25 protein-coding genes are annotated in these 22,124 nt (G+C 67.1%); 9 read left to right on the top strand and 16 right to left on the bottom strand.

Translation table 11 applies throughout. From position 1 onward, the window contains the following. Window positions 1–8 precede the first annotated feature (8 nt). A complete protein-coding gene (locus tag QQS53_RS07515; RefSeq protein ID WP_472775244.1) occupies window positions 9–713 on the bottom strand; it encodes a hypothetical protein in 705 nt (234 codons plus the stop codon). Window positions 714–807: 94 nt separating this feature from the next. On the opposite strand from QQS53_RS07515, the gene QQS53_RS07510 reads away from it, so the two are divergent. Further along, complete coding sequence (locus tag QQS53_RS07510) at window positions 808–1,944, top strand: P-loop NTPase (RefSeq protein ID WP_472775243.1); 1,137 nt, start codon at window positions 808–810, stop codon at window positions 1,942–1,944. Window positions 1,945–1,957: 13 nt separating this feature from the next. Here QQS53_RS07510 and QQS53_RS07505 read toward each other — a convergent pair whose 3' ends face one another. From QQS53_RS07505 to sigE, 3 genes are all read right to left on the bottom strand, one after another. Then, window positions 1,958–2,521: a twin-arginine translocase TatA/TatE family subunit gene (locus tag QQS53_RS07505; RefSeq protein ID WP_472775242.1), complete on the bottom strand. Its 564-nt coding sequence runs from the start codon at window positions 2,519–2,521 to the stop codon at window positions 1,958–1,960. A 5-nt stretch (window positions 2,522–2,526) separates the two neighbouring features. Continuing rightward, on the bottom strand, window positions 2,527–2,883 hold the full coding sequence (locus QQS53_RS07500) for a zf-HC2 domain-containing protein (protein WP_141759376.1): 357 nt from the start codon (window positions 2,881–2,883) through the stop codon (window positions 2,527–2,529). Between the two features lie 191 nt (window positions 2,884–3,074). After that, window positions 3,075–3,683 (bottom strand): RNA polymerase sigma factor SigE, encoded by a 609-nt coding sequence (gene sigE, locus QQS53_RS07495; protein WP_070769410.1) that lies wholly within the window; start codon window positions 3,681–3,683, stop codon window positions 3,075–3,077. Window positions 3,684–3,815: 132 nt separating this feature from the next. Between sigE and QQS53_RS07490 the strand changes: the two genes are divergently transcribed. Beyond that, window positions 3,816–4,469, top strand: coding sequence for an O-methyltransferase (locus QQS53_RS07490; RefSeq protein WP_472775241.1), 654 nt, complete (start codon window positions 3,816–3,818; stop codon window positions 4,467–4,469). Here QQS53_RS07490 and glgC read toward each other — a convergent pair. Further along, window positions 4,466–5,683: a glucose-1-phosphate adenylyltransferase gene (gene glgC, locus QQS53_RS07485; protein WP_472772148.1), complete on the bottom strand. Its 1,218-nt coding sequence runs from the start codon at window positions 5,681–5,683 to the stop codon at window positions 4,466–4,468. The two genes, QQS53_RS07490 and glgC, sit on opposite strands and share 4 nt — an antisense overlap. Window positions 5,684–5,792: 109 nt before the next feature. Between glgC and glgA the strand changes: the two genes are divergently transcribed. Beyond that, window positions 5,793–6,947, top strand: coding sequence for a glycogen synthase (gene glgA, locus QQS53_RS07480; RefSeq protein WP_472775240.1), 1,155 nt, complete (start codon window positions 5,793–5,795; stop codon window positions 6,945–6,947). 23 nt (window positions 6,948–6,970) lie between these two features. Continuing rightward, a complete protein-coding gene (locus QQS53_RS07475) occupies window positions 6,971–8,389 on the top strand; it encodes a GH32 C-terminal domain-containing protein (RefSeq protein ID WP_472775464.1) in 1,419 nt (472 codons plus the stop codon). Between the two features lie 16 nt (window positions 8,390–8,405). Here QQS53_RS07475 and QQS53_RS07470 read toward each other — a convergent pair whose 3' ends face one another. Genes QQS53_RS07470 through dapE form a run of 7 tightly spaced genes read right to left on the bottom strand, consistent with a single transcriptional unit; the run spans window position 8,406 to window position 13,295 of the window. Continuing rightward, the gene (locus tag QQS53_RS07470) at window positions 8,406–9,266 is read right to left on the bottom strand and encodes a methyltransferase domain-containing protein (RefSeq protein ID WP_472775239.1); all 861 of its coding nucleotides are present in this window, start codon (window positions 9,264–9,266) and stop codon (window positions 8,406–8,408) included. Between the two features lie 9 nt (window positions 9,267–9,275). Beyond that, the gene (locus tag QQS53_RS07465) at window positions 9,276–9,443 is read right to left on the bottom strand and encodes a DUF3117 domain-containing protein (RefSeq protein WP_070769414.1); all 168 of its coding nucleotides are present in this window, start codon (window positions 9,441–9,443) and stop codon (window positions 9,276–9,278) included. A 44-nt stretch (window positions 9,444–9,487) separates the two neighbouring features. Next, entirely contained in the window at window positions 9,488–9,775 is a 288-nt protein-coding gene (locus QQS53_RS07460; protein WP_472775238.1) for a cell division protein DivIVA, read from the bottom strand. Then, window positions 9,772–10,515: a glucosyl-3-phosphoglycerate synthase gene (locus QQS53_RS07455; protein WP_472775237.1), complete on the bottom strand. Its 744-nt coding sequence runs from the start codon at window positions 10,513–10,515 to the stop codon at window positions 9,772–9,774. Before QQS53_RS07455 ends, QQS53_RS07460 begins: the two co-directional genes overlap by 4 nt. Beyond that, complete coding sequence (gene folP, locus QQS53_RS07450) at window positions 10,512–11,324, bottom strand: dihydropteroate synthase (protein WP_472775463.1); 813 nt, start codon at window positions 11,322–11,324, stop codon at window positions 10,512–10,514. The genes QQS53_RS07455 and folP overlap by 4 nt, the downstream gene beginning before the upstream one ends. A gap of 31 nt (window positions 11,325–11,355) precedes the next feature. Continuing rightward, window positions 11,356–12,147: an LOG family protein gene (locus QQS53_RS07445; RefSeq protein WP_472775236.1), complete on the bottom strand. Its 792-nt coding sequence runs from the start codon at window positions 12,145–12,147 to the stop codon at window positions 11,356–11,358. A gap of 29 nt (window positions 12,148–12,176) precedes the next feature. Continuing rightward, entirely contained in the window at window positions 12,177–13,295 is a 1,119-nt protein-coding gene (dapE, locus tag QQS53_RS07440; RefSeq protein WP_472775235.1) for a succinyl-diaminopimelate desuccinylase, read from the bottom strand. A gap of 129 nt (window positions 13,296–13,424) precedes the next feature. Between dapE and QQS53_RS07435 the strand changes: the two genes are divergently transcribed. The 5 genes from QQS53_RS07435 (at window position 13,425) to QQS53_RS07415 (ending at window position 19,113) form a co-directional block, all read left to right on the top strand. Next, window positions 13,425–14,795 carry an amino acid permease gene (locus QQS53_RS07435; protein WP_472775234.1) on the top strand — a complete coding sequence of 457 codons (1,371 nt, stop codon included), beginning with the start codon at window positions 13,425–13,427 and terminating at the stop codon, window positions 14,793–14,795. An 84-nt stretch (window positions 14,796–14,879) separates the two neighbouring features. Beyond that, window positions 14,880–15,851, top strand: coding sequence for a 2,3,4,5-tetrahydropyridine-2,6-dicarboxylate N-succinyltransferase (gene dapD, locus QQS53_RS07430; protein ID WP_472775233.1), 972 nt, complete (start codon window positions 14,880–14,882; stop codon window positions 15,849–15,851). 126 nt (window positions 15,852–15,977) lie between these two features. Further along, the gene (locus QQS53_RS07425; RefSeq protein ID WP_472775462.1) at window positions 15,978–17,309 is read left to right on the top strand and encodes an amino acid permease; all 1,332 of its coding nucleotides are present in this window, start codon (window positions 15,978–15,980) and stop codon (window positions 17,307–17,309) included. Window positions 17,310–17,664: 355 nt separating this feature from the next. Continuing rightward, window positions 17,665–18,522: a DUF559 domain-containing protein gene (locus QQS53_RS07420; protein ID WP_472775232.1), complete on the top strand. Its 858-nt coding sequence runs from the start codon at window positions 17,665–17,667 to the stop codon at window positions 18,520–18,522. Between the two features lie 99 nt (window positions 18,523–18,621). Continuing rightward, on the top strand, window positions 18,622–19,113 hold the full coding sequence (locus QQS53_RS07415; protein WP_472775231.1) for a hypothetical protein: 492 nt from the start codon (window positions 18,622–18,624) through the stop codon (window positions 19,111–19,113). Window positions 19,114–19,251: 138 nt separating this feature from the next. On the opposite strand, the gene QQS53_RS07410 is transcribed toward QQS53_RS07415, so the two are convergent. Genes QQS53_RS07410 through fdxA form a run of 4 tightly spaced genes read right to left on the bottom strand, consistent with a single transcriptional unit; the run spans window position 19,252 to window position 22,113 of the window. Then, on the bottom strand, window positions 19,252–19,815 hold the full coding sequence (locus QQS53_RS07410) for a GtrA family protein (RefSeq protein WP_472775230.1): 564 nt from the start codon (window positions 19,813–19,815) through the stop codon (window positions 19,252–19,254). Between the two features lie 57 nt (window positions 19,816–19,872). After that, window positions 19,873–20,673 (bottom strand): pseudouridine synthase, encoded by an 801-nt coding sequence (locus tag QQS53_RS07405; RefSeq protein ID WP_472775461.1) that lies wholly within the window; start codon window positions 20,671–20,673, stop codon window positions 19,873–19,875. 8 nt (window positions 20,674–20,681) lie between these two features. Further along, the gene (gene dapC / locus QQS53_RS07400) at window positions 20,682–21,782 is read right to left on the bottom strand and encodes a succinyldiaminopimelate transaminase (protein ID WP_472775229.1); all 1,101 of its coding nucleotides are present in this window, start codon (window positions 21,780–21,782) and stop codon (window positions 20,682–20,684) included. 7 nt (window positions 21,783–21,789) lie between these two features. After that, window positions 21,790–22,113: a ferredoxin gene (gene fdxA / locus QQS53_RS07395; RefSeq protein WP_070769427.1), complete on the bottom strand. Its 324-nt coding sequence runs from the start codon at window positions 22,111–22,113 to the stop codon at window positions 21,790–21,792. Between the last annotated feature and the right edge of the window lie 11 nt (window positions 22,114–22,124).

Genomic DNA, 22,124 nt, shown 5'->3' with positions numbered 1-22,124 from the left:
CCGGGGCGCTATTCCTCGGAGGAATCCGAGTCGCTGTTGGCATCCAACTCGCCTTCGGGGACGCTGTTCTGGCTCCAGCGGGAAACGACCTTCTCGATGTCGCCGTCGCCGGACTCGACTTCCTCGACGAGCTCGTCGATGTCCTGCTCGATGAGGAACTTCGACAACGATCCCAGCATCTCCTTTTCCTCCCGGTCCAGAAGACCCTTCGTGAAGATGGGGCTGTAGTTCTGGGGCAGCTCGCTGGCGGGGCTCGCGCTGCAGCCCTGGGCGGTGGACGGGTCGACGGTGGTCAGCGTGGTGGGCAGCGATTCCATCATCGCGATGTGGGTTTGCCCGTTGCGGTCCTCGTCCCGGCTGGCCTCGCCGGCGCTGAAGTCCTGCTCCATCTCCCGGGCGCGGTCGGGGTCGAGGGCGAAGAGGGCGTCGCCGGTGCAGGCGGCCCAGAAATTGCCGTCCTCGCCCATCTTTTCCACCAGCGAGGAACCGGCCGTGTTGTCCTCGACGACCAGCTCGGCATTGCGGTCGTTGCGGGCGAAGGCCTGCTTGAAGATCTCGGCGACGACCTGCCCCTCCGTGTCCTGCGAATCCACCAGGATGCGGATGTCCGCGTCCTCCCGCGGGTCGTCGGAGCTGCCGGGTTCGGCCTCCGCGCACCCGCTCAAGGCCACCGCCGCGGCGACGAGGCAGGCGGCACCGGCTTGCACACGCATCGAGTCTCCTCCCAACGTTGAAATTCCCTGTCATCTTACACCGCGTGCCCCGACGTGTATTTTTCCCCGCCCGGTTACTACGATGGTTCATGATATGACTAGTGCACTAACCGAATCCGCTGTCCGCAGCGCGCTCTCCCGCGTAGAGGATCCCGAAATCGGGCGCCCGATTACCGAACTCGAAATGGTCAAGTCCATCGCCATCGACGGCAACGACGTCGCCGTGGAAATCTACCTGACCATCGCCGGCTGCCCGATGAAAAACACCATCCAGTCCAACACCCAGGCGGCGTTGGAGGACATCGACGGCGTCGGCGACGTCAGCGTGACGCTGGACGCGATGAACGACGAGCAGCGCCTCGAGCTTAAGAAGAAGCTCCGCGGCGGCAAGGCCGAGCCGGAGATCCCGTTCGCGAAGCCCGATTCGACCACCCGCGTCTTCGCGGTGGCCTCGGGCAAGGGCGGCGTGGGCAAGTCGTCGGTCACCGTCAACCTGGCCTCCGCCCTGCAGCGCAAGGGCCTCAAGGTGGGCATTATCGATGCCGACATCTACGGCCACTCCGTCCCCGGACTGCTGGGCTCCACCGCGGGCCCCACCGTGCTGGACGAGGAGATGCTGCTGCCGCCCATCGCGCACGATATTAAGCACATCTCCATCGGGCAGTTCGTCGAGGGCAACGCGCCCGTCGTGTGGCGCGGGCCGATGCTCCACCGCGCCCTCCAGCAGTTCTTGGTCGACGTCTTCTGGGGCGATCTGGACGTGCTGCTGCTGGATTTGCCACCTGGCACCGGCGATGTCGCGCTCTCGGTGGCCCAGCTCATCCCCAACGCCGAGTTGCTTATCGTCACCACCCCGCAGGCTGCGGCCGCGGAGGTCGCCGAGCGCGCCGGCTCCATCTCCCAGCAGACGCGCCAGCGCGTGGCCGGCGTCATCGAGAACATGGGCGCGATGGTCATGCCGGACGGCACCACGATGGATATCTTCGGCAGCGGCGGCGGCCAGATCGTCGCCGACCGGCTGAGCACCCTTTTGGGCCACGAAGTCCCGCTGCTGGGCCAGATCCCGCTGGATCCGGCGCTGCGCACCGGCGGCGATGCCGGCGTACCGATTCTCGAGCAGGCCCCGAACTCGGCCGCAGCGCAGGCCGTTGCCGCCATCGCGGACAAGATCGCGGTACGCAAGGATTCCCTGGCCGGCAAACCGCTCGGCCTGGGCGTTACCCGCCACTAGGCGCCTCTAGGCGCTAGCTAATATCCGACCAGCTAAAGCCCGACGGCTGCTCGGCCTGCCGCGTCTCCGCCTGCGGCTGCTGCTCGGCCTGCCGTGGCTCGGCCTGCCGTGGCTCAGCCTGCCGCGTGGGGGTGGCATCGGCAGCATAAATCTGCGAATAATCGAAGCCCTGCCCGGCTGCCGCGGTGTTGGTCTCGCGCGGCTGGTCGGTGTACGGGCTGTAGCTTTCCTCGCGCTGCTCGACCTTCGCGGCCGGTTCGTCTAAGAATTTCTTCGGGTTGAAGTCGTCCCAGGCGCTGTCGTCGCCGTCGAAAAGCGCCTTGGTCAGCACGCCGCGGGGCCCGAGCCGTCCCCACTCCATGGCCTGGTTGAGCGGCCCGCGCAGGTCGTCGAATTCCTTGGAGAACTCCCCCACCTCGCCGTTGAGCTCGGCCTTGGCGTTGTTGATCGCCCGCCGCGCGGCGAAAATCGCGGCGCGCACGTCCTGAAGCACCCCGGGCAGCCGTTCCGGGCCGATGACGACGACGGCGATCAGCACGATCACCACGATCTCGGTAACGCCTAAATTCGAAAACACGTGACTTACTCTAGTCTTTCTCCGCGGCCCTGGTTGTGCCTGATCGCCCGCACCATCATCTCCAGCCGGTCAAACAGATCCTGCTCGGGGCGGTAGGCCGGCGTGGAGGCGTCCGGGCCCGGTCCCACCGCGGAGCTCGCGATGCTGGTCAGCTTATCCACCAGCGAATGCGGCGCGCGCACCTGGTGGTCGACGTTGCACATGCGTACCCATTCCGACGCACCGCGCTGCACGTGGACCTCGCGGCGGCACTCGGCGCAGTGGACCAGGTGCACGCGCACGCGGTGGGCTGCCTTGCGCTCCATCTCGCCATCGACGAAGGCCACGACGGCCTCGGGGCCCAAGTGCCCGATGGTGTCCATGCGGCGCGCCCGCGCCTTAGCCTTGTCGCGGATCTTGCGGGCCCGCGCAATCCCAGCCGAACCAAGCGCACCAGACGCGCTGGCCGCTCCGGCCGCGCCCAGCGCCGAAAAGCGCGAAACATGCGGGTGCACAGCTGCGGCCTCCTTTCAGCCCCGAAGTACTAGTCCTAACAACAGCCTAGGGAATTTTCCTAGGACTTGGTGGGAAGCAGGAGGCGAGCGTCGGCATCGTTAGCCGCGGCGGACTCGATGGCCGCCCGCAGCTGGGACCGGCCGCGGTGGATGCGGGAGCGCACCGTGCCCATCTTGACGCCCAGGGTTTCGGCGATTTCGTCGTAGCTCATGCCCACGACGTCGCAGAGCACGACAACGACGCGGAACTCGGGGCTCAGCGAGTCCAGCGCGGCCTGCAGGGCCGGGTCTAGGTTGGCCACGGTGTAGGCCTGCTCGGGCGTCATGTCGTTGCCCGGCACGCGGTCGTAGTCTTCGGGCAGGGCCTCCATGCGGATCTTCGCGCGGTGGCGCACCATGTCCAGAAAAAGGTTGGTGGTAATCCGGTGCAGCCAGCCCTCGAAGGTGCCGGGCTGGTAGTTGTGCAGGGACCTAAACACGCGCATGAAGGTCTCTTGGGTCAGATCCTCCGCGTCGTGTTGGTTACCGGACAGGCGGTAGGCTAGGCGGTAGACGCTGTCGGCGTGCTCGGCCACCAGGTCGGCCCAGGATGGCATGGCTGCCTGCCCGGCATCGAAAGCAGCGGTGCTCACGGGGGCAGTGTTCGACGAGGAAGAGTCTTTTGCCATAACAAGTATTGTGCTACATCTTTCTTCCAAACTCCAGACGGTGGGCTGTACATTTGCTGTTAACCGTTTTGCCACCCACGACTCGGGGCGTTATCCCCACCTAAGTGGGGCGTTATGCCTAGACTGAAGCCTGTGACTACTACGGCTTTTGACGCACTGCAATCCTATATTGGCTCGACTTCCGCGCCCTCGGAGGCGCTCGCGCACGCCCGCGACCACGCGCAGGAGTATTCCCTGCCGCTGCCGGACGAGTCGTTGGGCCAGCTGATTAGCACCCTCGCCGCCGCCTCCACGGGGCATGCGGCCACGCCGAAGGCCCAGGCTATTGTCATTTCGCCGGCCGCGGCGGTCGTCGGCCTGTACGTTTTGGAGGGCCTTTCCGAGTCGGGGTCGCTGACCTGCATCGACCCGGAGGCCGAGCACCAGGCCGCGGCCAAGGCCTCCTTCCGCGAGGCCGGCTACCCGCCGAGCCGCGTGCGCTACCTGCCGTCCCGCCCGCTGGACGTGATGAGCCGCCTGGCCAGCGAGTCCTACCAGGTCATCTACGCCGACGTGCACAGCCTGGATCTGCCCGCGCTGGTCGATGCCGCCTGGCCCCTCCTGTCCCCGCACGGCACCCTGGTCCTGCCGAATGCCCTGCTGGACGGGACCCTGGGCGATAGCTCGCGCACCGACCGGGCCACCCAGTCCGCCCGCCAGGCCGACGCCGCCATCCGCGAGCTCGAGGGCGCCGTGGTCACCCGCCTGCCGCTGGGCGGCGGCGTCACGCTCGTGACGAAGCTCTAGACGCGCTGGTTCTTGCCGACGACGACCACGCCGCCGGCCGAAATCTGAAAGCGCTCCGCGTCGCGCTCGGGGTCGACGCCGACGATGGCTCCCTCGCCTACCTCGACGTTTTTGTCCAGGATGGCCCGGCGCACCACGGCCCCGCGGCCGACGCGCACGCCCGGCAGCAGCACGGAGCCCTCGACGGTCGCGCCGTCGGCGACGTGCACGTCAGAAGCCAGCACCGAGTTGCGCACCGTGCCGCCGGAGATGATGCAGCCCGGGGCCACCATCGACGACTGCGCGATGCCGTTTTGCACGAACTTCGCCGGCGGGAAGTTGGAATCATCCGTCGAGTGGATGGGCCAGTGCCGGTTGTAGAGGTTGAAGATGGGGTGCACGGAGATGAGATCCATGTGCGCCTCGTAGAAGGAGTCGATGGTCCCCACGTCGCGCCAGTAGCCGTGGTCGCGCTCGGTGGAGCCGGGCACCTGGTTGGACATGAAGTCGTAGACGTGGGCCTGGCCGCGCTCCACGAAGTACGGGATGATGTTGCCGCCCATGTCGTGCGCGGATTCGGAGTCGTCCTCGTCGGCCAAGAGGGCATCGATAAGCGCCTGGGCGGTGAAGACGTAGTTGCCCATGGAGGCATACGTCTGCGTCGGGTCGTCGGGGGTGGACGGCGGATCGGCCGGCTTCTCGACGAATTCGGTGATGGTGCCCATGCCGTCGGCCTGGATGCAGCCGAAGGCGCTGGCCTCGGAGCGGGGCACGCGGATGCCGGCGACGGAGCAGTCCAGGCCGGTCGCGATGTGCTCGTCGACCATCTGAGCCGGGTCCATGCGGTAGACGTGGTCGGCGCCGAAGACGATGACGTAGTCCGGCTTCTCGTCGTGGATGAGGTTCAGCGACTGGACGATGGCGTCGGCCGAGCCGTTGTACCAGCGCTTGCCGCGCCGCTGCTGGGCCGGCACGGAGGCGATGTACTGCGGCGTGGGCCCGGACAGGTTCCAGGCCTGGGAGATGTGGCGGTCGAGCGAATGCGACTTGTACTGGGTCAGCACCGCAATCTTCAAGAAGCGGGCGTTGACTAGATTAGACAAGACGAAATCGATGAGACGGTAGGAACCGCCGAAGGGCACGGCGGGTTTGGCGCGGTCTTCCGTCAGCGGGAAGAGGCGTTTGCCCTCTCCGCCGGCAAGAACGATGGCAAGGACGTTAGGCTGGCTTCTCACAACCTCCAACCTATCCGCACGAGGGAAACTACGCAGCGGAAATGAGTAGTATTCACCCCTTGTTTACCTTCGGTGCGCGCCGCGGGATTAATCATTATTCTGGGAGGGTATGAGAGCCGGAATCTTTTCCAAGGAATACCCTCCCGAGGTCTACGGGGGCGCCGGGGTCCACGTGGCCGAGCTGACTCGCTTCATGCGCGACATCATCGACGTCGACGTCCACTGCATGGGCGCCGACCGCGACGAGGCCGGGGTCTTTGCCCACGGCCCCGACAGCGCGCTGGCCGACGCCAACCCCGCCCTCAAGACCCTGTCGACCGGCCTGCGGATGGCGCACGCGGCCGACAACCTGGACGTGGTGCACTCGCACACGTGGTATTCCGGGCTGGGCGGCCACCTGACGGGCCTGCTCTACGGCATCCCGCACGTGGTCACCGCCCATTCCTTGGAGCCGCACCGTCCGTGGAAGCGCGAGCAGCTGGGCGGCGGCTACGACATCTCCAGCTGGTCCGAACGCAACGCCATGGAATGCGCCGACGCCGTCATCGCCGTCTCCGCCGGCATGAAGGAATCCATCCTGGACGCCTACCCGCGCATCGACGCGGACCAGGTGCACGTGGTGCTCAACGGCATCGATACGCAGCGCTGGCAGCCGCGCCACGGCGACTACCTGGCACAGCTGGGCGTAGACAGCCAGCGGCCGGTGGTCGCCTTCGTCGGCCGGATTACCCGCCAGAAGGGCGTGGAGCACCTGCTGCGCGCCGCCCGCTCCTTCGACCCGGACATCCAGCTGGTGCTGTGCGCCGGCGCCCCCGATACCCCCGAGATCGCCGCGCGCACCGAGGCCTTAGTCGACACGCTGCGCGCCGAGCGCGACGGGGTTTTCTGGGTCAAGGAGATGCTCGACCACGACCGCGTCCAGCAGGTCTACACCGGGGCGGACATTTTCGTGTGCCCGTCCATCTACGAGCCCCTGGGAATAGTTAACCTCGAGGCCATGGCGTGCGGCACCGCGGTCGTGGCCTCCCGCGTGGGAGGCATTCCGGAAGTCGTGCGCGACGGGGTTACGGGTACGCTGGTGGCCTACGACGCCGCCGACGCCGCCACCTTCGAGGCGGACATCGCCCAGGCAGTCAACGACCTTGCGGCAGACCCCGACCGCGCCCGCCACTACGGCGAGGCCGGCCGGCAGCGCGCCGTGGAGGAGTTTTCCTGGGCGACAATCGCGCAGCACACGGTCGATATCTACCGCTCGCTGGTCTGAGTTTTAAGGAGTTTTTCTTGCCAATCCACATTCATCATCCCGAGCTTCACTTCGCTCCGGAAAGCGGGATCCTGGACGCTCCCGCCGGCGCGCTGCTGGACGGGACGACCTGGCACCTGTACTTCCAGTACCGCGCGCAGCCCGGGCAGGGCGCCCGGTGGGGTCACGTCTTCTCCGAGGAGATGCCCTTCGACTGGCTGGAGTGCGACGACGTGCTCGCCCCAGCCGGCGGCGAAATCACCCTGCGGGCCGGCGCTGTCGCGGCTGTCGATGCCGGCGTCAACCTGTACTTCACCTCCGTGACGTCGACGGGCAGCACAGTGGCCCTAGCCCAGGACAAGGACTTCGACCGCATCTGCGAGGTCTCCGACGACCCCTCCACCCTGGACGCGGCCATCCAGCGGGTGGGCACCGTCGCCGCCGACACCACCGATTTCTCCCGCTTCCGCTCCCCCTGCGTCGTGCCCGGCTGGGCCGAGGCCGACCGCGACGAGGGGCACGCCGGCTGGATCATGCTGGCGCTGACCGGCACCACGGAGGCCCCGCAGCCGGTCATCCTCCACTCCGAGGACGGCACCTCCTGGACCTTTTCCGGCCCGCTGACCTTCGCGGGCGACACCGGCCTGTCCGGCTGGAGCGCCGGCGGTGACTTGCCGCCGGTGGTCTCGCCGCGCATCATCCGCCTGCGCGACCAGGTCGACGACCACATCTACGACGTGCTGTTGGTGACCATCGAGCGCGGCGACCGGGAGGTCTCCGGCTACCTGGTCGGGCGCCTGGAGGGCACCGTGTTTACCGTGCGCACCGGTTTTCAGCAGCTGGACTTCGGGCACGACTTCACCCGCCCGCGTACCACGAACTACATGCCGGGCACGGTCGACAAGCGGCAGCGCTTCGAGCAGTCGCGCCTGTTCGGCCTCATGAACGGCCAGGGCCGCGCTGACGATGCCACCACGCACCCCTCCTTCACCGAGGAAGGCTGGGCCAACGTGCTCTCCCTGCCGCGGCACGTCACGCTGCAGGGCGGCAAGCTCTTCCAGACCCCGGCGGTGGGCCTGCCGGACGCGGTCGCCGAGTCCTCCCGGGCGCGCTCCTGGGTCGGCCTGCTCAACGTCCCGGCCGGCTCGCACCTGACGGTGGAGCTACTGGACGCCGACGGGGATCCGGCCGCGGTCGTGACCCACTCCGGCGAGGAGCTCACCCTCAAGCGCTGCTCCAAGTTTCAGGATCTCTACGCCGACGACGCCCCCGCCACCGCCACCCTCGCCGAAGACGACTCGGACTCGCTGACCATCATCATCGACGGCTCTACCGTCGAGGTCTTCGCCGACGGCGGCCAGGTGGCCATGGCCTCGCGCGTCTACTTCACCGGCGGCTGCAGCGGCCTGCGCACCAGCGGCGACGCCGAAATCCTGCGCGAGTGGGAGCGCGCCGGCTCTTAGGAGAAACGGTCCCGGCTTAGACCGCGCGCAGGCGGTCGAGGCGGGCGCGGGCGGTGACCGACAGCGTCGCCGGCAGGGCCGCTAGGCGCTCGTCGAGCTCGGCGGCGCTGATGTGCCGCGCCGAGGGGCTCATCCCGACCTGGTCGCGGATGGACTCCTTGTCCAGGGTGATGGGGAAAGAGATATCGACCGGGTCGGCGGCCTGCTCGAGGTAGCCGCTGGCCTGCTCGTACATGCGGTCAATCTTGCCTTCTTCCACGCCCAGGATGCCAAGCGGCTCGCGCAGCTCGTCCAGGTGTCCCACCTCGGGGGTGAGCACGACGACCTGTCCGCCCGGGGCCAGAATGCGGCGGAATTCGGCGGGGTTGCGCGGCGCGAAAACCACGGAGATGGCGTGCACGCTGTTATCGCGCAGCGGCAAACGCTCCCAGACGTCGGCGACCACGGCGCCGGTCCGCGGGTGGGCCTTGGCCAGGTGCTTGGCCGCGTGCGGGGAAATGTCCAGGCCCACCCCGCGCGAGCCCGCAATCGAGTCGAGCGTGTGCGCCAGGTAGTAGCCGGTGCCGGCGCCGACCTCGAGGATGCTCGGGGCGACATCGTCAGCCACCGGCTCTACGACGTCCTGGATGCTGCCGGTCACGGCCTCGACGAAGGGGGCGAAATGGCCACGGGCCAGGTAGGTCTCGCGGGCGTTGACCATGTCCATGTCGTCACCCTGGTGCTTGAGCCCCGCCCCGGCCGCGAGCGTCACGTAGCCCTGCTTGGCCACGTCGTAGCTGTGACCGGTCTCGGACACGAGGCGAGAAAACTCATCCGCGCCCGAAAGGGCACTTCCGTCGGCGGGATCCGCCAAAAGATCAATGATGTCGGAAAGCATAGACCTACTCTAGCTGGCGACTTCGGTCAGCAACGAACCGAGCTCCGCCGCCTCTTCCTTGGACAGCTCGATGACGATTCGCCCGCCGCCGTCGGAGGGGATCCGCATGACAATCTTGCGCGATTCTTCCACCGCTTCCATCGCTCCGCCCGTGGTACGAGGTTTCATAGCTGCCATGGTTTCCACACTTTCTTTACAAAGGATTACTGCTTCTTCCCAGTCTATCCTTTATTCAGATCCGGGGTGGCGGCCCGGTACCGTTCCAGCTCGGCGGCAAGCGCCGCGATCACGCGGTCAACTTGGTCCTGGCGGTAGCCGTGGCGGGCGACGTCGAACTCCAGGGCGGCGTAGTTGCCGGCGGCGAGGGCGGCATCGTTGTGCTGGTCCGCGGCCTGCGGGTTCGGCACGGCCTCCATGACGGGCCCGGGGCCAATCAGCTTGCCCCACAGCCACGTGCCCACGACGACGAGGGCGCCCAGCACCACAATCAGCACGAGCCAAGAAATCATGGTTTGAGGATACCAGCAAGCGCCGGCCGCTCGGCCACCTCTGGGACGTCTGCGCCGGCGCGCGCCAGGATGGTCTGCGCCACGACCTCCGCCATGGGTGCCAGCTGCTCGAGCGGTTTGTTGCGGTGGCGCCGCGGGGCCAGCGGCACCTGCGCTATTGATGCCCTCCCGAAGGCCCGCCACGCATCAATCAGCAGGCCGGCCTCGACCCCGTAGTCGGAGACGAAGGGCAGCTGGAGCGCGGTTTCGCGGCGCAGGGCGTACTCGCCGCCCAGCGGCTGGTAGATATCGCTAAGCTCCGGGAAGAACAGGCGCAGCAGCGGCTTGGCGGCAAGCTCCGTGACCCTGCCGCCGCCGCGGGCCTGCCCGCCCAAGGTGCGCTCGTAGTGGGCCTTGACCAGGTGGATCCCCGGGTCCTGAAAGGGGCTGGCCAGGGCATTGACCATGCCGGGTTCGGCCGAGTCCAAGTCGGCGTCGACGAAGACCACGACGTCGCCGCTCGCCGCAGCGACCCCGCGCCACAGTGACTCGCCCTTGCCGGGCACCGGCGCAATGCCTCCGAGCACCTCGCGCCAGTTGACCACCGTCGCCCCCGCGCCCGCGGCCTCGGCGGCGGTGGCGTCGGTGGAGTCTGAGTCGATGACTAAGACCTCGTGCGGGCAATCGGCCAGGCAGGCGGTAACGACCCGGGCCACGGTGGCTTCCTCGTTGAGCGCCGGGATGACAACGGAGACCCTCACGCGAGCCCCCGCGTGGTGGCCAGCGGGGCGCACTGCCCGGCGATGGCGCCGGTCATGCGGATGACATCGACGGTCTCGGCGACCTCGTGCACGCGGAAGGCCGCCACCCCGCGGGCCGCGGCCCAGGCCGTGGCCGCCAGCGTCCCGGCGACGCGCTCCCCCACCCCGCGACCGACGGTCTCGCCCACGAAGTCCTTGTTCGACAGCGCCATGAGCACCGGCCAGCCGGTGCCCACGACCTCGTCGATGCGCCGCAGCAGCTCGAGCCCGTGGAAGGTGTTCTTGCCGAAGTCGTGCGTGGGGTCGATAAAAACCAGCTCCTCCGGGCAGCCTAAACCGGCGGCCTTCTCGGCCAAGGCGGTGGTCTCCGCGATGACGTCGGCGACCACGTCGTCGAAGTGCACGCGGTGCGGGCGGGTGCGCGGGGTGATCCCGCCGGTGTGCGAGCAGACATACCCGACGCGGTGCTGGCCGGCGACCTCGATGAGCTGCGGGTCGAAGCCCGCCCAGGTGTCGTTGACGAGTCGGGCGCCGGCGGCGATGGCGGCATCGGCAACCTCTGCGCGCCAGGTGTCTACGGACACGACGACGTCCGGGTAGCGCTCGGCGATGGCCGCGATGGTGGGCACGACGCGGTCGATCTCCTCGGCAGCATCCACCTGCGTGCCGGGCCCGGCTTTGACGCCGCCGACATCGACTATCGATGCCCCCTCCGCAACGACCTGCTCGCAGCGCGCCAGGGCGCGGTCCAGCTCGAAGGTGCTGCCCTTGTCGTAGAAAGAATCCGGGGTGCGGTTAATAATCGCCATGACCTGGGCGATAGCGTGGTGTGGCATGGGTCTAGAGATCGCGGATGCGCCCGTCGGTCATGATGGCGTGCGCGCTGACGATGTGCTCGACGGCCTCGTCCACCGAGTCCGTAACCAGGAAGAGGTCCAGATCGGTCTCGTTGATGTAGCCGTCGGCGACCAGGCGCTTTTTCATCCACTCCACCAGGCCGGACCAGTACTCGGTGTCGAGCAGGACAATCGGGTAGTTGGTCACCTTGCCGGTCTGGACCATGCAGGCGACCTCGAAGAACTCGTCCATGGTGCCCATCCCGCCCGGCAGGCAGACGAAAGCCTGGGAGTACTTCAGGAACATGGTCTTGCGGGCGAAGAAATAGCGGAAGTTCAGGCCCAAGTCGACGTACTGGTTTAGTCCCTGCTCGAAGGGCAGCTCGATGCCTAAGCCGATGGACATGCCGCCGGCCTCGTGCGCGCCCCGGTTGGCGGCCTCCATGATGCCGGGCCCGCCGCCGGTGATGACGGCGTAGTCCGCGCCGACCAGCTTGTTGCCCAGCTCGACGGCCTGCGCGTAGGAGGGGGCGCCCTCCGGCGTGCGCGCCGAGCCGAAGACGGTCACGGCCTTGGGCAGCTTCGACAGGGCGTCGAAGCCGGCCACGAACTCGCCCTGGATGCGCAGCACGCGCCACGGGTCGGCGTGCTGCCACTCGTGATCCGCGCCCGACTGCAGCAGGCGCTGGTCGTAGGTCGACTCCTGCTCGCCTTCGGTGCGCAGCAGCAGCGGCCCGCGCAGGGTGCGGTGGTAGCCCTCAGAAAGGTGCTTCTGATTGTTTTTCTGCGGTGCCATCGGCAACGGCTCCCCTTCTTCGATTTCTTTTAAGAGTTTTCTTTTTGAGAGTTCGTGGTGGTCAGGTACTGGTGCAGGACGCCGGCGACCTCGGTTATCTGGTCGACCGGGCACTGCTCGTCCGGCTTGTGCGCGAAGCCGGGATCCCCGCAGCCGAAGTTCACGGCCGGGGTGCCCATCTCGGAGAAACGGGCCACGTCGGTCCAGCCGTACTTGGCGCGGACCTGGCCGCCGACGGCATCGATAAGCGCGGCGGCCGCGGGCTGGCCCAGGCCAGGCAGCGCGGGCCCGGCGACGTCATCGACCTCGATGTCGATGTTCTCGTGCTCACCGAGGACCTCGCGCAGGTGGGCCATGGCCTCCTCGGAGCTGCGATCGGGCGCGAAGCGGTAGTTGACGAACAGCCACGCCTCGTCCGGGATGGTGTTGGTCGCCACGCCGGCCTCCAAGTGCACGATGTTGATGCCTTCCTTATAGACGCAGCCGTCGATTTCGACGTCGCGGGGCTGGTAGGCGGCGATGTTATTGATGACCGGGGCCAGGGTGTGGGCGGCATTGGAGCCGAGCCAGGCGCGGGCCGAGTGCGCGCGGGTGCCGCGGGCGGTGACCCGCAGGCGGATGCTGCCCTGGCAGCCGGCCTCGATCATCCCGCCGGAGGGCTCGCCCAGCAGCGCCAAGTCCCCGGCCAACCACTCCGGGTTGTCGCGCTGGATGTGGCCCAGTCCGTTGTACTCGGTGGCGACCTCCTCGCCCTCGTAGGCGATGAGGGTGAGATCGTGGGCCAAGGAGGCATCGTTAGCCAGGGTGGCGAAAGCGTTCAGGTAAACGGCCAGGCCGGACTTCATGTCGACCGTGCCGCAGCCGAACATCGTCTCGCCTTCCATGTGGTGCGGCACGTTGTCGGCCAGCGGGACCGTGTCCACGTGCCCGGCCAGCACGACGCGGGAGTCCAGCCCGCGGTGGGTGCGGGCGCAGACGGTGTTGCCGAAGCGGGCTACCTCCACCTCCTCGATTGTCCGGAGGGCGGCCTCAATCGCGTCGGCGATGGCCTCCTCGTGGTGGGAGGGGCTGGGGATGTCCACCAGCTGCTTGGTCAGCTCGATCGGACAGGTCAGCAGATCTAGAGAATTCGGCTTCGGGGTACTCACAACCGGCCATGCTACCGCTTAAGGCGGGGGTGGCGGGCGTGACCTTGGTGACGAACGTGTAAACTCCCAGCAAACACTCGCTGTAGTGCAGCGGGATCGACATATCGCATATCTGGGTTGGAGAATTCAATGGCAACGGAGAAACCTCATCGGCTGAAAACCCGCCACCTGACTATGATGGGCTTGGGCTCTGCCATCGGCGCCGGACTGTTTCTGGGCGTGGGCGTGGGCATCCACATCGCCGGCACGTCCATTCTCATTGCCTATGCCATCGCGGGCGCCTTGGTCGCCCTGATCATGCGAATGTTGGGGGAAATGGCCTCCGCCCGCCCCTCGCTGGGTTCCTTTTCGACCTACGCCGGCCAGGCCTTCGGCAACTGGGCGCGGTTTACCTGCGGCTGGCTGTACTGGTTCATGCTGGTGATGGTCATGGGCGCCGAGATCACCGGCGCGGCGGCTATCATCGGCGGCTGGTTCGGCGTCGAGCCGTGGATCCCGGCGCTCATCGCCGTGCTGATTTTCGCCGTGATTAACTTCGCCTCCGTGCGCGGCTTCGGCGAGTTCGAGTTCTGGTTCGCCGTCATCAAGGTCGCGGTGATCGTCGCCTTCCTCGTGCTGGGTGTCCTGATGGTTACCGGCCTGTGGCCGGGCACCACCTTCGTCGCCACGGAAAACTTCACCGATAACTTCCTGCCCAACGGCATCCCCGGCTTCGCCGCCGGCCTGCTGGCGGTCGCCTTCGCCTTCGGCGGCATCGAGCTGGTGACCATCGCCGCCGCGGAGTCCGAGGATCCCGCGCACAACGTCTCCACCGCCGTGCGCGCCATCATCTTCCGCATCATCGTGTTCTACCTGGGCTCGGTGGCCGTCATCGCGCTACTGCTGCCCTTCGACCTGATCCAGGACGCCGACGACGCCTCCCAGTCCCCCTTCGCCCTCGTGATGGGCACGGCCAACCTGCCGGCCGTGGCCGGCTTCATGGAGCTGGTCATCGTCGTGGCGCTGCTGTCGGCGTTCAACGCCCAGATTTATGCGACCTCCCGCCTGGTCTTCGACATGGCCCGCGACGGCAACGCCCACCACGCCTTCCTGTTCACCAACGTCCAGGGCTCGCCGCGCAACGCCGTCGTGCTGTCCATGGTTTTCGCCTTCGCCTCCGTCGGGCTGCAGTACTGGAACCCGCCGGGGCTGCTGACCTTCCTGTTCAACGCCGTGGGCGGGTGCCTGCTGGTCATCTGGATCCTGGTGGTCTGCTCCTACCTGAAGCTGCACCCCGAGATGAAGGCCAACGGCGAGCTGACCCAGCTGCGCACGCCTGGCTTCCCGTACGTGCCGTGGATCGTGCTGGCCGCCTTGGGCGCACTGATTGTGCTGATGCTCTTCGACCCGGCCGCCCGCGCCCAGATCGGCGCCGTCGTGGCGATGTCCGCCGTCCTCATCGTACTCTCCTTCGCGCTGCCGACCGGCGCGCGCAGCCAGGTGGGGCGCAACAAACGCTAATTAGCTAAACTGGCTCAACGTGCGTCTAAACAACTGAATACGTGGCATATTCCCATCGATTTTTTCACGAGGCATTTTCACACTATGACTTCAGCATCCGCCCGCGGGCTCGCGACCATCACCCACGACGGCACGGTCTTGGACGTCTGGTTCCCGGCCGTCCACACCGACCAGCCGGTCGAGCAGTCCGGCACCACCCAGCTGGATGAGGTCCCCCAGCAGTTCGCTGAGCTGGTAGGCCCCGACGAGGAGCGCGGCGTCGCTCGCGTGGCGGTTGCCACCGGCATCGCCTCGCTTGACGATGCCCCCATCGACACCTACGACGCCTACCTGCGCCTGCACCTGCTGTCCCACCGCGCGGTCCGCCCGCACGAGCTGAACATGGACGGCATCTTCGGCCACCTGGCCAACGTCGTGTGGACCAACTACGGCCCGTGCGCCGTCTCCGACTTCCAGATGGTGCGCGGCCGCCTGGCCTCCCGCGGCCCGGTCACCGTGTACTCCGTGGACAAATTCCCCCGCATGGTGGACTACGTCATCCCGTCTGGCGTGCGCATTGGCGATGCCGACCGCGTCCGGTTGGGTGCCCACCTGGCGGAAGGCACCACCGTCATGCACGAGGGCTTCGTCAACTTCAACGCCGGCACCCTGGGCGCATCCATGGTCGAGGGCCGCATCTCCGCCGGCGTGCTGGTCGGCGACGGCTCCGATATCGGCGGCGGCGCCTCCATCATGGGCACGCTGTCCGGCGGCGGCAAGGAGGTCATCTCCCTGGGCGAGCGCTGCCTGCTCGGCGCCAACTCCGGCGTCGGCATCTCGCTGGGCGACGACTGCGTGGTCGAGGCGGGCCTCTACGTCACCGCGGGCACCCGCGTGACCGTCTACGGCAAGGTGGCCGAGGCCGCCGGCGTCGAGCCGGGCAAGCAGGTCAAGGCCGCTAAGCTGTCGGGCGCTTCCGGCGTGCTGCTTCGCCGCCACTCCGTGACCGGCGCGGTGGAGGCCACCGAGTGGAAGGCCGCGGCCGTGGCCCTCAACTCCGACCTCCACAAGAATTAAAACTAAGCCGCCAGGGACCCCTTCGGGGGTCCTTTCTTATGCGCGCCTTACACTTGAAGAGTGTCTACTGCTGAACCTACTCCCGCCGCTACCCTCGGCCACGGCCTGAAGGTCCGCCACCTGACCATGATGGGGCTGGGCTCCACCATCGGTGCCGGGCTCTTCCTGGGCACCGGCGTGGCCATCGCCGCCGCCGGCCCGGCGGTGCTCGTCGCCTATATCATCGCCGGCACGCTGGCCATCCTCGTGATGCAGATGCTCGGCGAGATGGGCACCGTCATCCCCGCCTCCGGCTCGTTCTCCGAGTACGCCGAGCACGGCATCGGCCGCTGGGCGGGCTTCACGCAGGGCTGGATCTACTGGCTGGCCACGGTGGCCGTCCTGGGCGCCGAAATTACCGGCGCCGCCGCCTTCATTGGCGCGTGGCTGGCCGTGCCGCCGTGGATTCCCGCGGCCGTGTGCGTGGCCATCTTCGGCGTGATTAACCTTCTGCACGTGCGCTCCTTCGGCGAGTTCGAGTACTGGTTCGCCGCCATCAAGGTCGTCGTCATCGTCGCCTTCCTGCTGCTGGGCATGGCGCTCATCTTCGGCCTGCTGCCCGGCCACACCTTCGTCGGCACCGAGATCTTCCTGGGCGACGGCTTCATGCCCAACGGCCTGTCCGGCGTGGCCACCGGCCTGCTGGCGGTCGCCTTCGCCTTCGGCGGCATCGAGGTCGTCGCCATCGCCTCCGCCGAGTCCGAGGACCCGAAGCGCTCGCTGGTCAACGCCGTGCGCTCGACCATCCTGCGCATCTCGGTCTTCTACTTAGGCTCCGTGCTGGTGATTACCTTCCTGCTGCCCTACTCCTCGCTGGGCGATTCCGACACCGCCGCCGCCTCGCCCTTTACCCGCGTGCTCGAACACGCCGGCATCCCGTTTGCGGCCGGCCTCATGGAGGTCATCATCGTGCTGGCGCTGCTGTCGGCCTTCAACGCGCAGATCTACGCCTCCTCCCGCATGATGCACTCCCTGGCCACCCGCCGCGAGGCCCCGCGCATCTTCGCCCGCACCAACACCCACGGCGTGCCGCTGCCAGCCATCGGGCTGTCCGTGGCGCTGGCCGCCGTCATGGTTGTCCTCAACTACGCCGATACCGGCTGGCTGCTGACCTTCATGCTCAACTCCGCGGGCGCGTCCCTGCTCATCGTGTGGACCTTCATCGCGGTCGCACAGCTGCGCCTGCGCCGCCAGCTCGAGGCCCGCTACGAGCTGCCCATCCGCATGTGGGCCTACCCCTACCTGACGTGGCTGACGCTCATTGCGCTGGCCGGAATCGCCGTGCTCATGCTCAGCGATGCCTCCTCGCGCATCCAACTCGCCTCCGCCGCCGCCATGTTCGCGGTGCTGGCCGTCGCCGGCTTCATCAACTCGAAGGTCCGCGGCATCTCCCCGACCTCGACGCTGGACCTGCCGTAGCGGGTCAGCTGGCTGGGCGCTCACCGTGCGGTGGGCGCCTTTTCTTTTGCACCGGTTTCAGTTCCGCCAGATTCAATTGCTCCGGCAAAATGAACCCTTCGCGGTCACCGGCGCGGCTTTTCCGTGCGCGAGACCCACGCCCGTGACCGCGACGGGCGCATTGGGCGGTTTGAGCACTTTCGTCGGAGCTCGCCCCCGCGGCCTACCCGCTGGGTAGCAATGTCACCACCTAGGATGGTCACATTACAGGTCGCGCCCGCCAGAAACCAGCGTGGGCAAACTATTTGCGCCGTTTTCCGGACTTTCCTGCCCTCTCCCCTGGCAATGACTCTGCTCGCTGCCTAGCTTTAGGTACATGGCGATGTGGACGACTGCGCGGCTGCGGGAGGAGGGCATCGGCAAGCGGCGGATTCGAACGCTGCTGGCCGAGGGCCGACTTTTTCGCATCCACCGCGGGGTCTACACGGACCAGCAGCCGAACGCTCGCGAGGTCGCGGCATGCCTGCTGGCGGCGTATCCGCGCGCGGTGCTGGCCGGGCGCAGCGCCATCGAGGTGCATTGCGGGCTGCCGCTGACCTTCCCGTTGACACTGGAGGGACCGCGGACCATCGTGGGCGAGAATTTCCGCGTCGTGCATTCGCGGATGCGCTCGGCGGAGGTGGTTGACGGGGTGCGGGTCGTCGAGCCGCTGTGGGCTGCGCGGCGCTGCCCGGAACGCAGCCACCCGATGCTGGAAGCGCACTACCACGGCAAAAACGGGCGGGCCCAGCTAACTAAGGACAGGCGCCGGATGGGGCGGATACCAAGGGGCCTGCGGGCCTGCCTGCGCGAGTGCGCTATCGGCACGGATTCGCTCCGCGAGCGGGAACTCGCGCGCGAACTGCGCAAACAGGGAATCTACCCGATCCATAATTCGGTCGTGGCCGGCTACCGCTTCGACCTGGAGCTGCGGCGGTGGAAGATTCTCATCGAGGTCGACGGGTATACCTACCATAGCCAGCACCGCAACTTTATCCTCGACCGCATGAAGTCCAACGCCGGCCAGAACCACGGGTACCTGGTGCTGCGGTTTACCGGCGACTGTATTCGCTTCAACCTCCCCAGCGTGATCAACCAGATTCGCGACGCGATTCGGCGCCGCACGCGAGGGCATCCCGGGCACATGACTTATGTGAGCCGCGAACCGGCATGGAAATGGCACTGGAACCTCTAAGCTTTGCCAGGGAGCCCGGGATTCTCTACGCTAAGTCACGAAGATGGGCAAGTCACGCCGCCGGCGGGAGTAGCAAGAGCTGAGAAAGGACTACCCGGCATGTCGATCGCCGATCACATCGCGAATCACACCTTTGAGCAGGTCGAGGCGTGCACCGAGGACGAGTACCAGCGGGAAATGGTCTACAAGTCCTACGCCGTGGGGTATTCCACGATGGTCTTCAGCCTGTACACCGTCGGCGCAATCTTCGCCTGGCTCCTAGACGGGCAGCTCTCCCAAGTCTCCGTAGTGGTGATTTTGCCCTACGTCCTCGCTGAGATGATCAGCACCCAATGGATGACCAAGCACATACCCCGCCCGAAGCCCGCCACCCCTCGTCTTCTTCCCACCGCGTTAGTCGCTCTACCAGCTGCAATCATGATGGCGGGCATGTTTTACAACACCTACCAGGCAGGGAAGCTGGACACGGCGAGCGGCATCATCGTCGGTGGCGTCTTGGGATTTCTCGGCGGGCTGGTTTTCACCCCTCTTATCATCAACCTCCTCCGCGCACGCGACCAGAGGCGTTTGGACGCCTCCTTCGATGACTAGACGGCAGCTGGCTGGCTCGCCGGCGGGATAGGCCGTGCCTGAACCCTTCGCGGTCACCAGGACGGCGAAAATGCGCGCCTAGGCTCTGCCCGTGAGCGCGAAGGGCGCGCGGGGCCGGCGGAGAGCCGAAAACAAGTGCTAGGCGGGCTTCTGCTCGTGGACGACGCGCGGGCCCTCGGGCCGCGATCGGAAGGTCCAGAGCTTGTTGATGATGAAGTTGACCGGCATGGCGAGGATGACGGAAATCATGTTGGCCCAGTAGGACATCGTGCGCAGGCCGGTGGAATCATCGAAGATCTCGCGCGGCAGGCCGATTGGCGTGGTGGGGTTCATCAGCAGCACCATGAAAATCTGCGAGACGATGAGCGCGCCCAGCCCTGTGAGCAGGAAGGGGAAGAAACCGCGCAGCCAGGACACGCTGCTGACTGATTTGAAGGTCCACATGCGGTTGAGCTGGTAGTTCCACGTGTTGGCCACGAGGAAGGCGATCACCATAAACACGTTGTACCAGCGCACGTTGAATTCGGTGCCTAGAATCGGAAACCAGACGTCGGTTTCGTGCACGGAGAAGAAGACCTCAGCGATCTTCTTGCATAGCACGAAGACGGCAAAGTTAACCAGCGCGCCCGAGCCGCCCACCATGCCGAACTTGATGAACTGTCGGAGGTTGGCCGCCATGCGCGCGATGCTCTGCTCACTCATGAACTACCTTTTCAGGCCTGCGGATAACAACAATAACTACTCGAGAATACTCCGCCACTACTGCGGGAGTGAAAACCGGCGCTGCGTGCCTTGCAACGGATCGGTAAAGCTAAGGCTGGTGTGCCAGAGCTTCAGCGGCCGGGAAAAATCGTAAAGGTGCAGGCCACGGTCGGTTGGGTAGGTGTCGTCGCCGGCGATCGGCGCGCCCAAATGATTCAGCAACACCCGCAGCTGGTGCGTGTGCCCGGTCTCCGGCCACAGGTCGGCCACCCGCCCGTGCGCGCGGACTCGGGTGCGGGTGGTGGTGCCGGCGGCGTCGACGGTTACGCGGCGCTGGCCGGGTTCTTTGCGCATGGGCAGGGTGATGAGTGCGTCGACATCCAGCGGGGCGCTAAGCTCCGCGCGGTAGTGTTTGCGCACGCGGCGCCGGGCGAAAAGTTGCTGGTAGGCACCCCGGGTGGCGCGCCTGCGGGAGCAGACCACCAGTCCCGCGGTCAGCCGGTCCAGCCGGTGGATGGGTACGATCTCGTCTTCGCCGAATTCCCGGCGGAGGCGGGTCTGGACGGTGTTGCGGACGATGCGCCCGTTGCTCGTCGTCGGCAGAAAATGCGGCTTGTCCACCACGATGAGGTCCTCGTCGGCAAAGAGGACGCGGTGGTAGAACGGGATCTCCTCTTCCTCAGCCACGACGGGGTGAAACCACGCGGGAACGGGCCGCGGCAGCGGCTGGCCGGGGCGGAGTTTCTCGCCTTCAGCGAAGGGGGAATCGCCGGCGCGGGCGGCCCAGTACTCCCCTTCCGAAGGAACGTGGCCGCGCAGGACGGTCTTTTGCGGGGAGATGCCCTCCCGGCAGCCGATGGGTGGCACTAGCGCCCCAGGCGCTCCACCGCGGCGGCGATCCCCTCGTCGGTGCCGTTAAGCCCCATGCGGATGTACCGCTTGCCGGCCGGGCCGTAGAAGTCGCCGGGCGCGACCAGGATGCCGCGCTCGGCCAGCCAATCGACGGTCGCACGGCAGTCCTCGCCGCGAGTGGCCCACAGGTAGAGGCCGCCGTCGGAGTGGTCGATGCTAAATCCCGCTGCCGTCAGCGCCTTCATCAGCGCCACGCGCCGGCGGGCGTAGAGCTGGCGCTGGAGCTGCTCGGAGGCGTCGTCGTCGAGCGCGGCGACCATCGCGGACTGGATGGGGCCGGGCACGATGAGGCCGGCGTGCTTGCGCACCGCCAGCAGTTCCTGGACGAGAGCCCGGTCGCCGGCGATGAACGCCGCGCGGTAGGACGCGAGATTGGCGGTCTTGGACAGTGAGTGCAGGGCCAGCAAGCCGGTGTGGTCGCCGTCGCACACGCGCGGGTCCAGGATGGACACCGGCGGGTTGTCGTCGTTCCAGCCCAGGCCGAGGTAGCACTCGTCGGAGGCAACGATGGCATCGTTAGCGCGGGCCCAGGCGACGACCTCGCGGAGGTGCTCGACGGGCGCGACTTGCCCGGTCGGGTTGGCGGGATAGTTGAGGTAGACCAGCGAGGCGTCGCCGAAGTCGGCGGTCTCGTCGGCGCGGATGGCCTCGGCACCCGCGAGCCGGGCACCCACCTCGTAGGTCGGGTACGCCAGGCTGGGGATAACGATCCGGTGCCCGCTCAGCCCCAGCAGGGTGGGCAGCCACGCGATGGCCTCCTTGGAACCGATAACCGGCAGCACCGACTTCGTGTCCAGGCCGGTGACGTGGTAGCGCCGCTCCATTGCGCTCACGATGGCCTGCTGCAGCTCCGGCGTGCCGGCGGTGGCGGGGTAGCCCGGCTCCGCGGCCGTCGATGCCAAGCCCAGCTGCACCCCCGGCGAGACCGGGTCCACGGGGGTCCCGACGGACAGGTTGATGATTCCGTCCGGGTGCGCGGCGGCCTTGGCCTTGGCCTCGGCCAGCGAGTCCCAGGGAAAGTCCGGTAGCTTCTCCCCCAGCGGGGTGCGGTTCATGGTGCTTCTACTCCTGATTCTGTGGCGGCAACGCGGCGATCATCGGCGCGTCGAAGTCCTGCGGTCCCAGGGCGGCGGCCCCGCCCGGAGAACCCAGATCGTCGAAGAAGGCGGCGTTGGCGTCGTTGTAGTCGAGCCACTCGTCCGGTACGTCGTCCTCGTAGAAGATGGCTTCCACCGGGCAGGCGGGCTCGCAGGCGCCGCAGTCCACGCACTCGTCGGGGTGGATGTAGAGGGAACGCTTGCCTTCATAGATGCAGTCGACCGGGCATTCCTCGACGCAGGACCGGTCCATCACGTCAACACAAGGTTGGGCGATTGTATAAGTCATGGGTGAAAATT

This window comes from Corynebacterium sp. 2571A (genome assembly GCF_055700935.1).
Note: the sequence above shows the minus strand (reverse complement) of the source record. Positions and strands in the feature narration are given on the sequence as shown.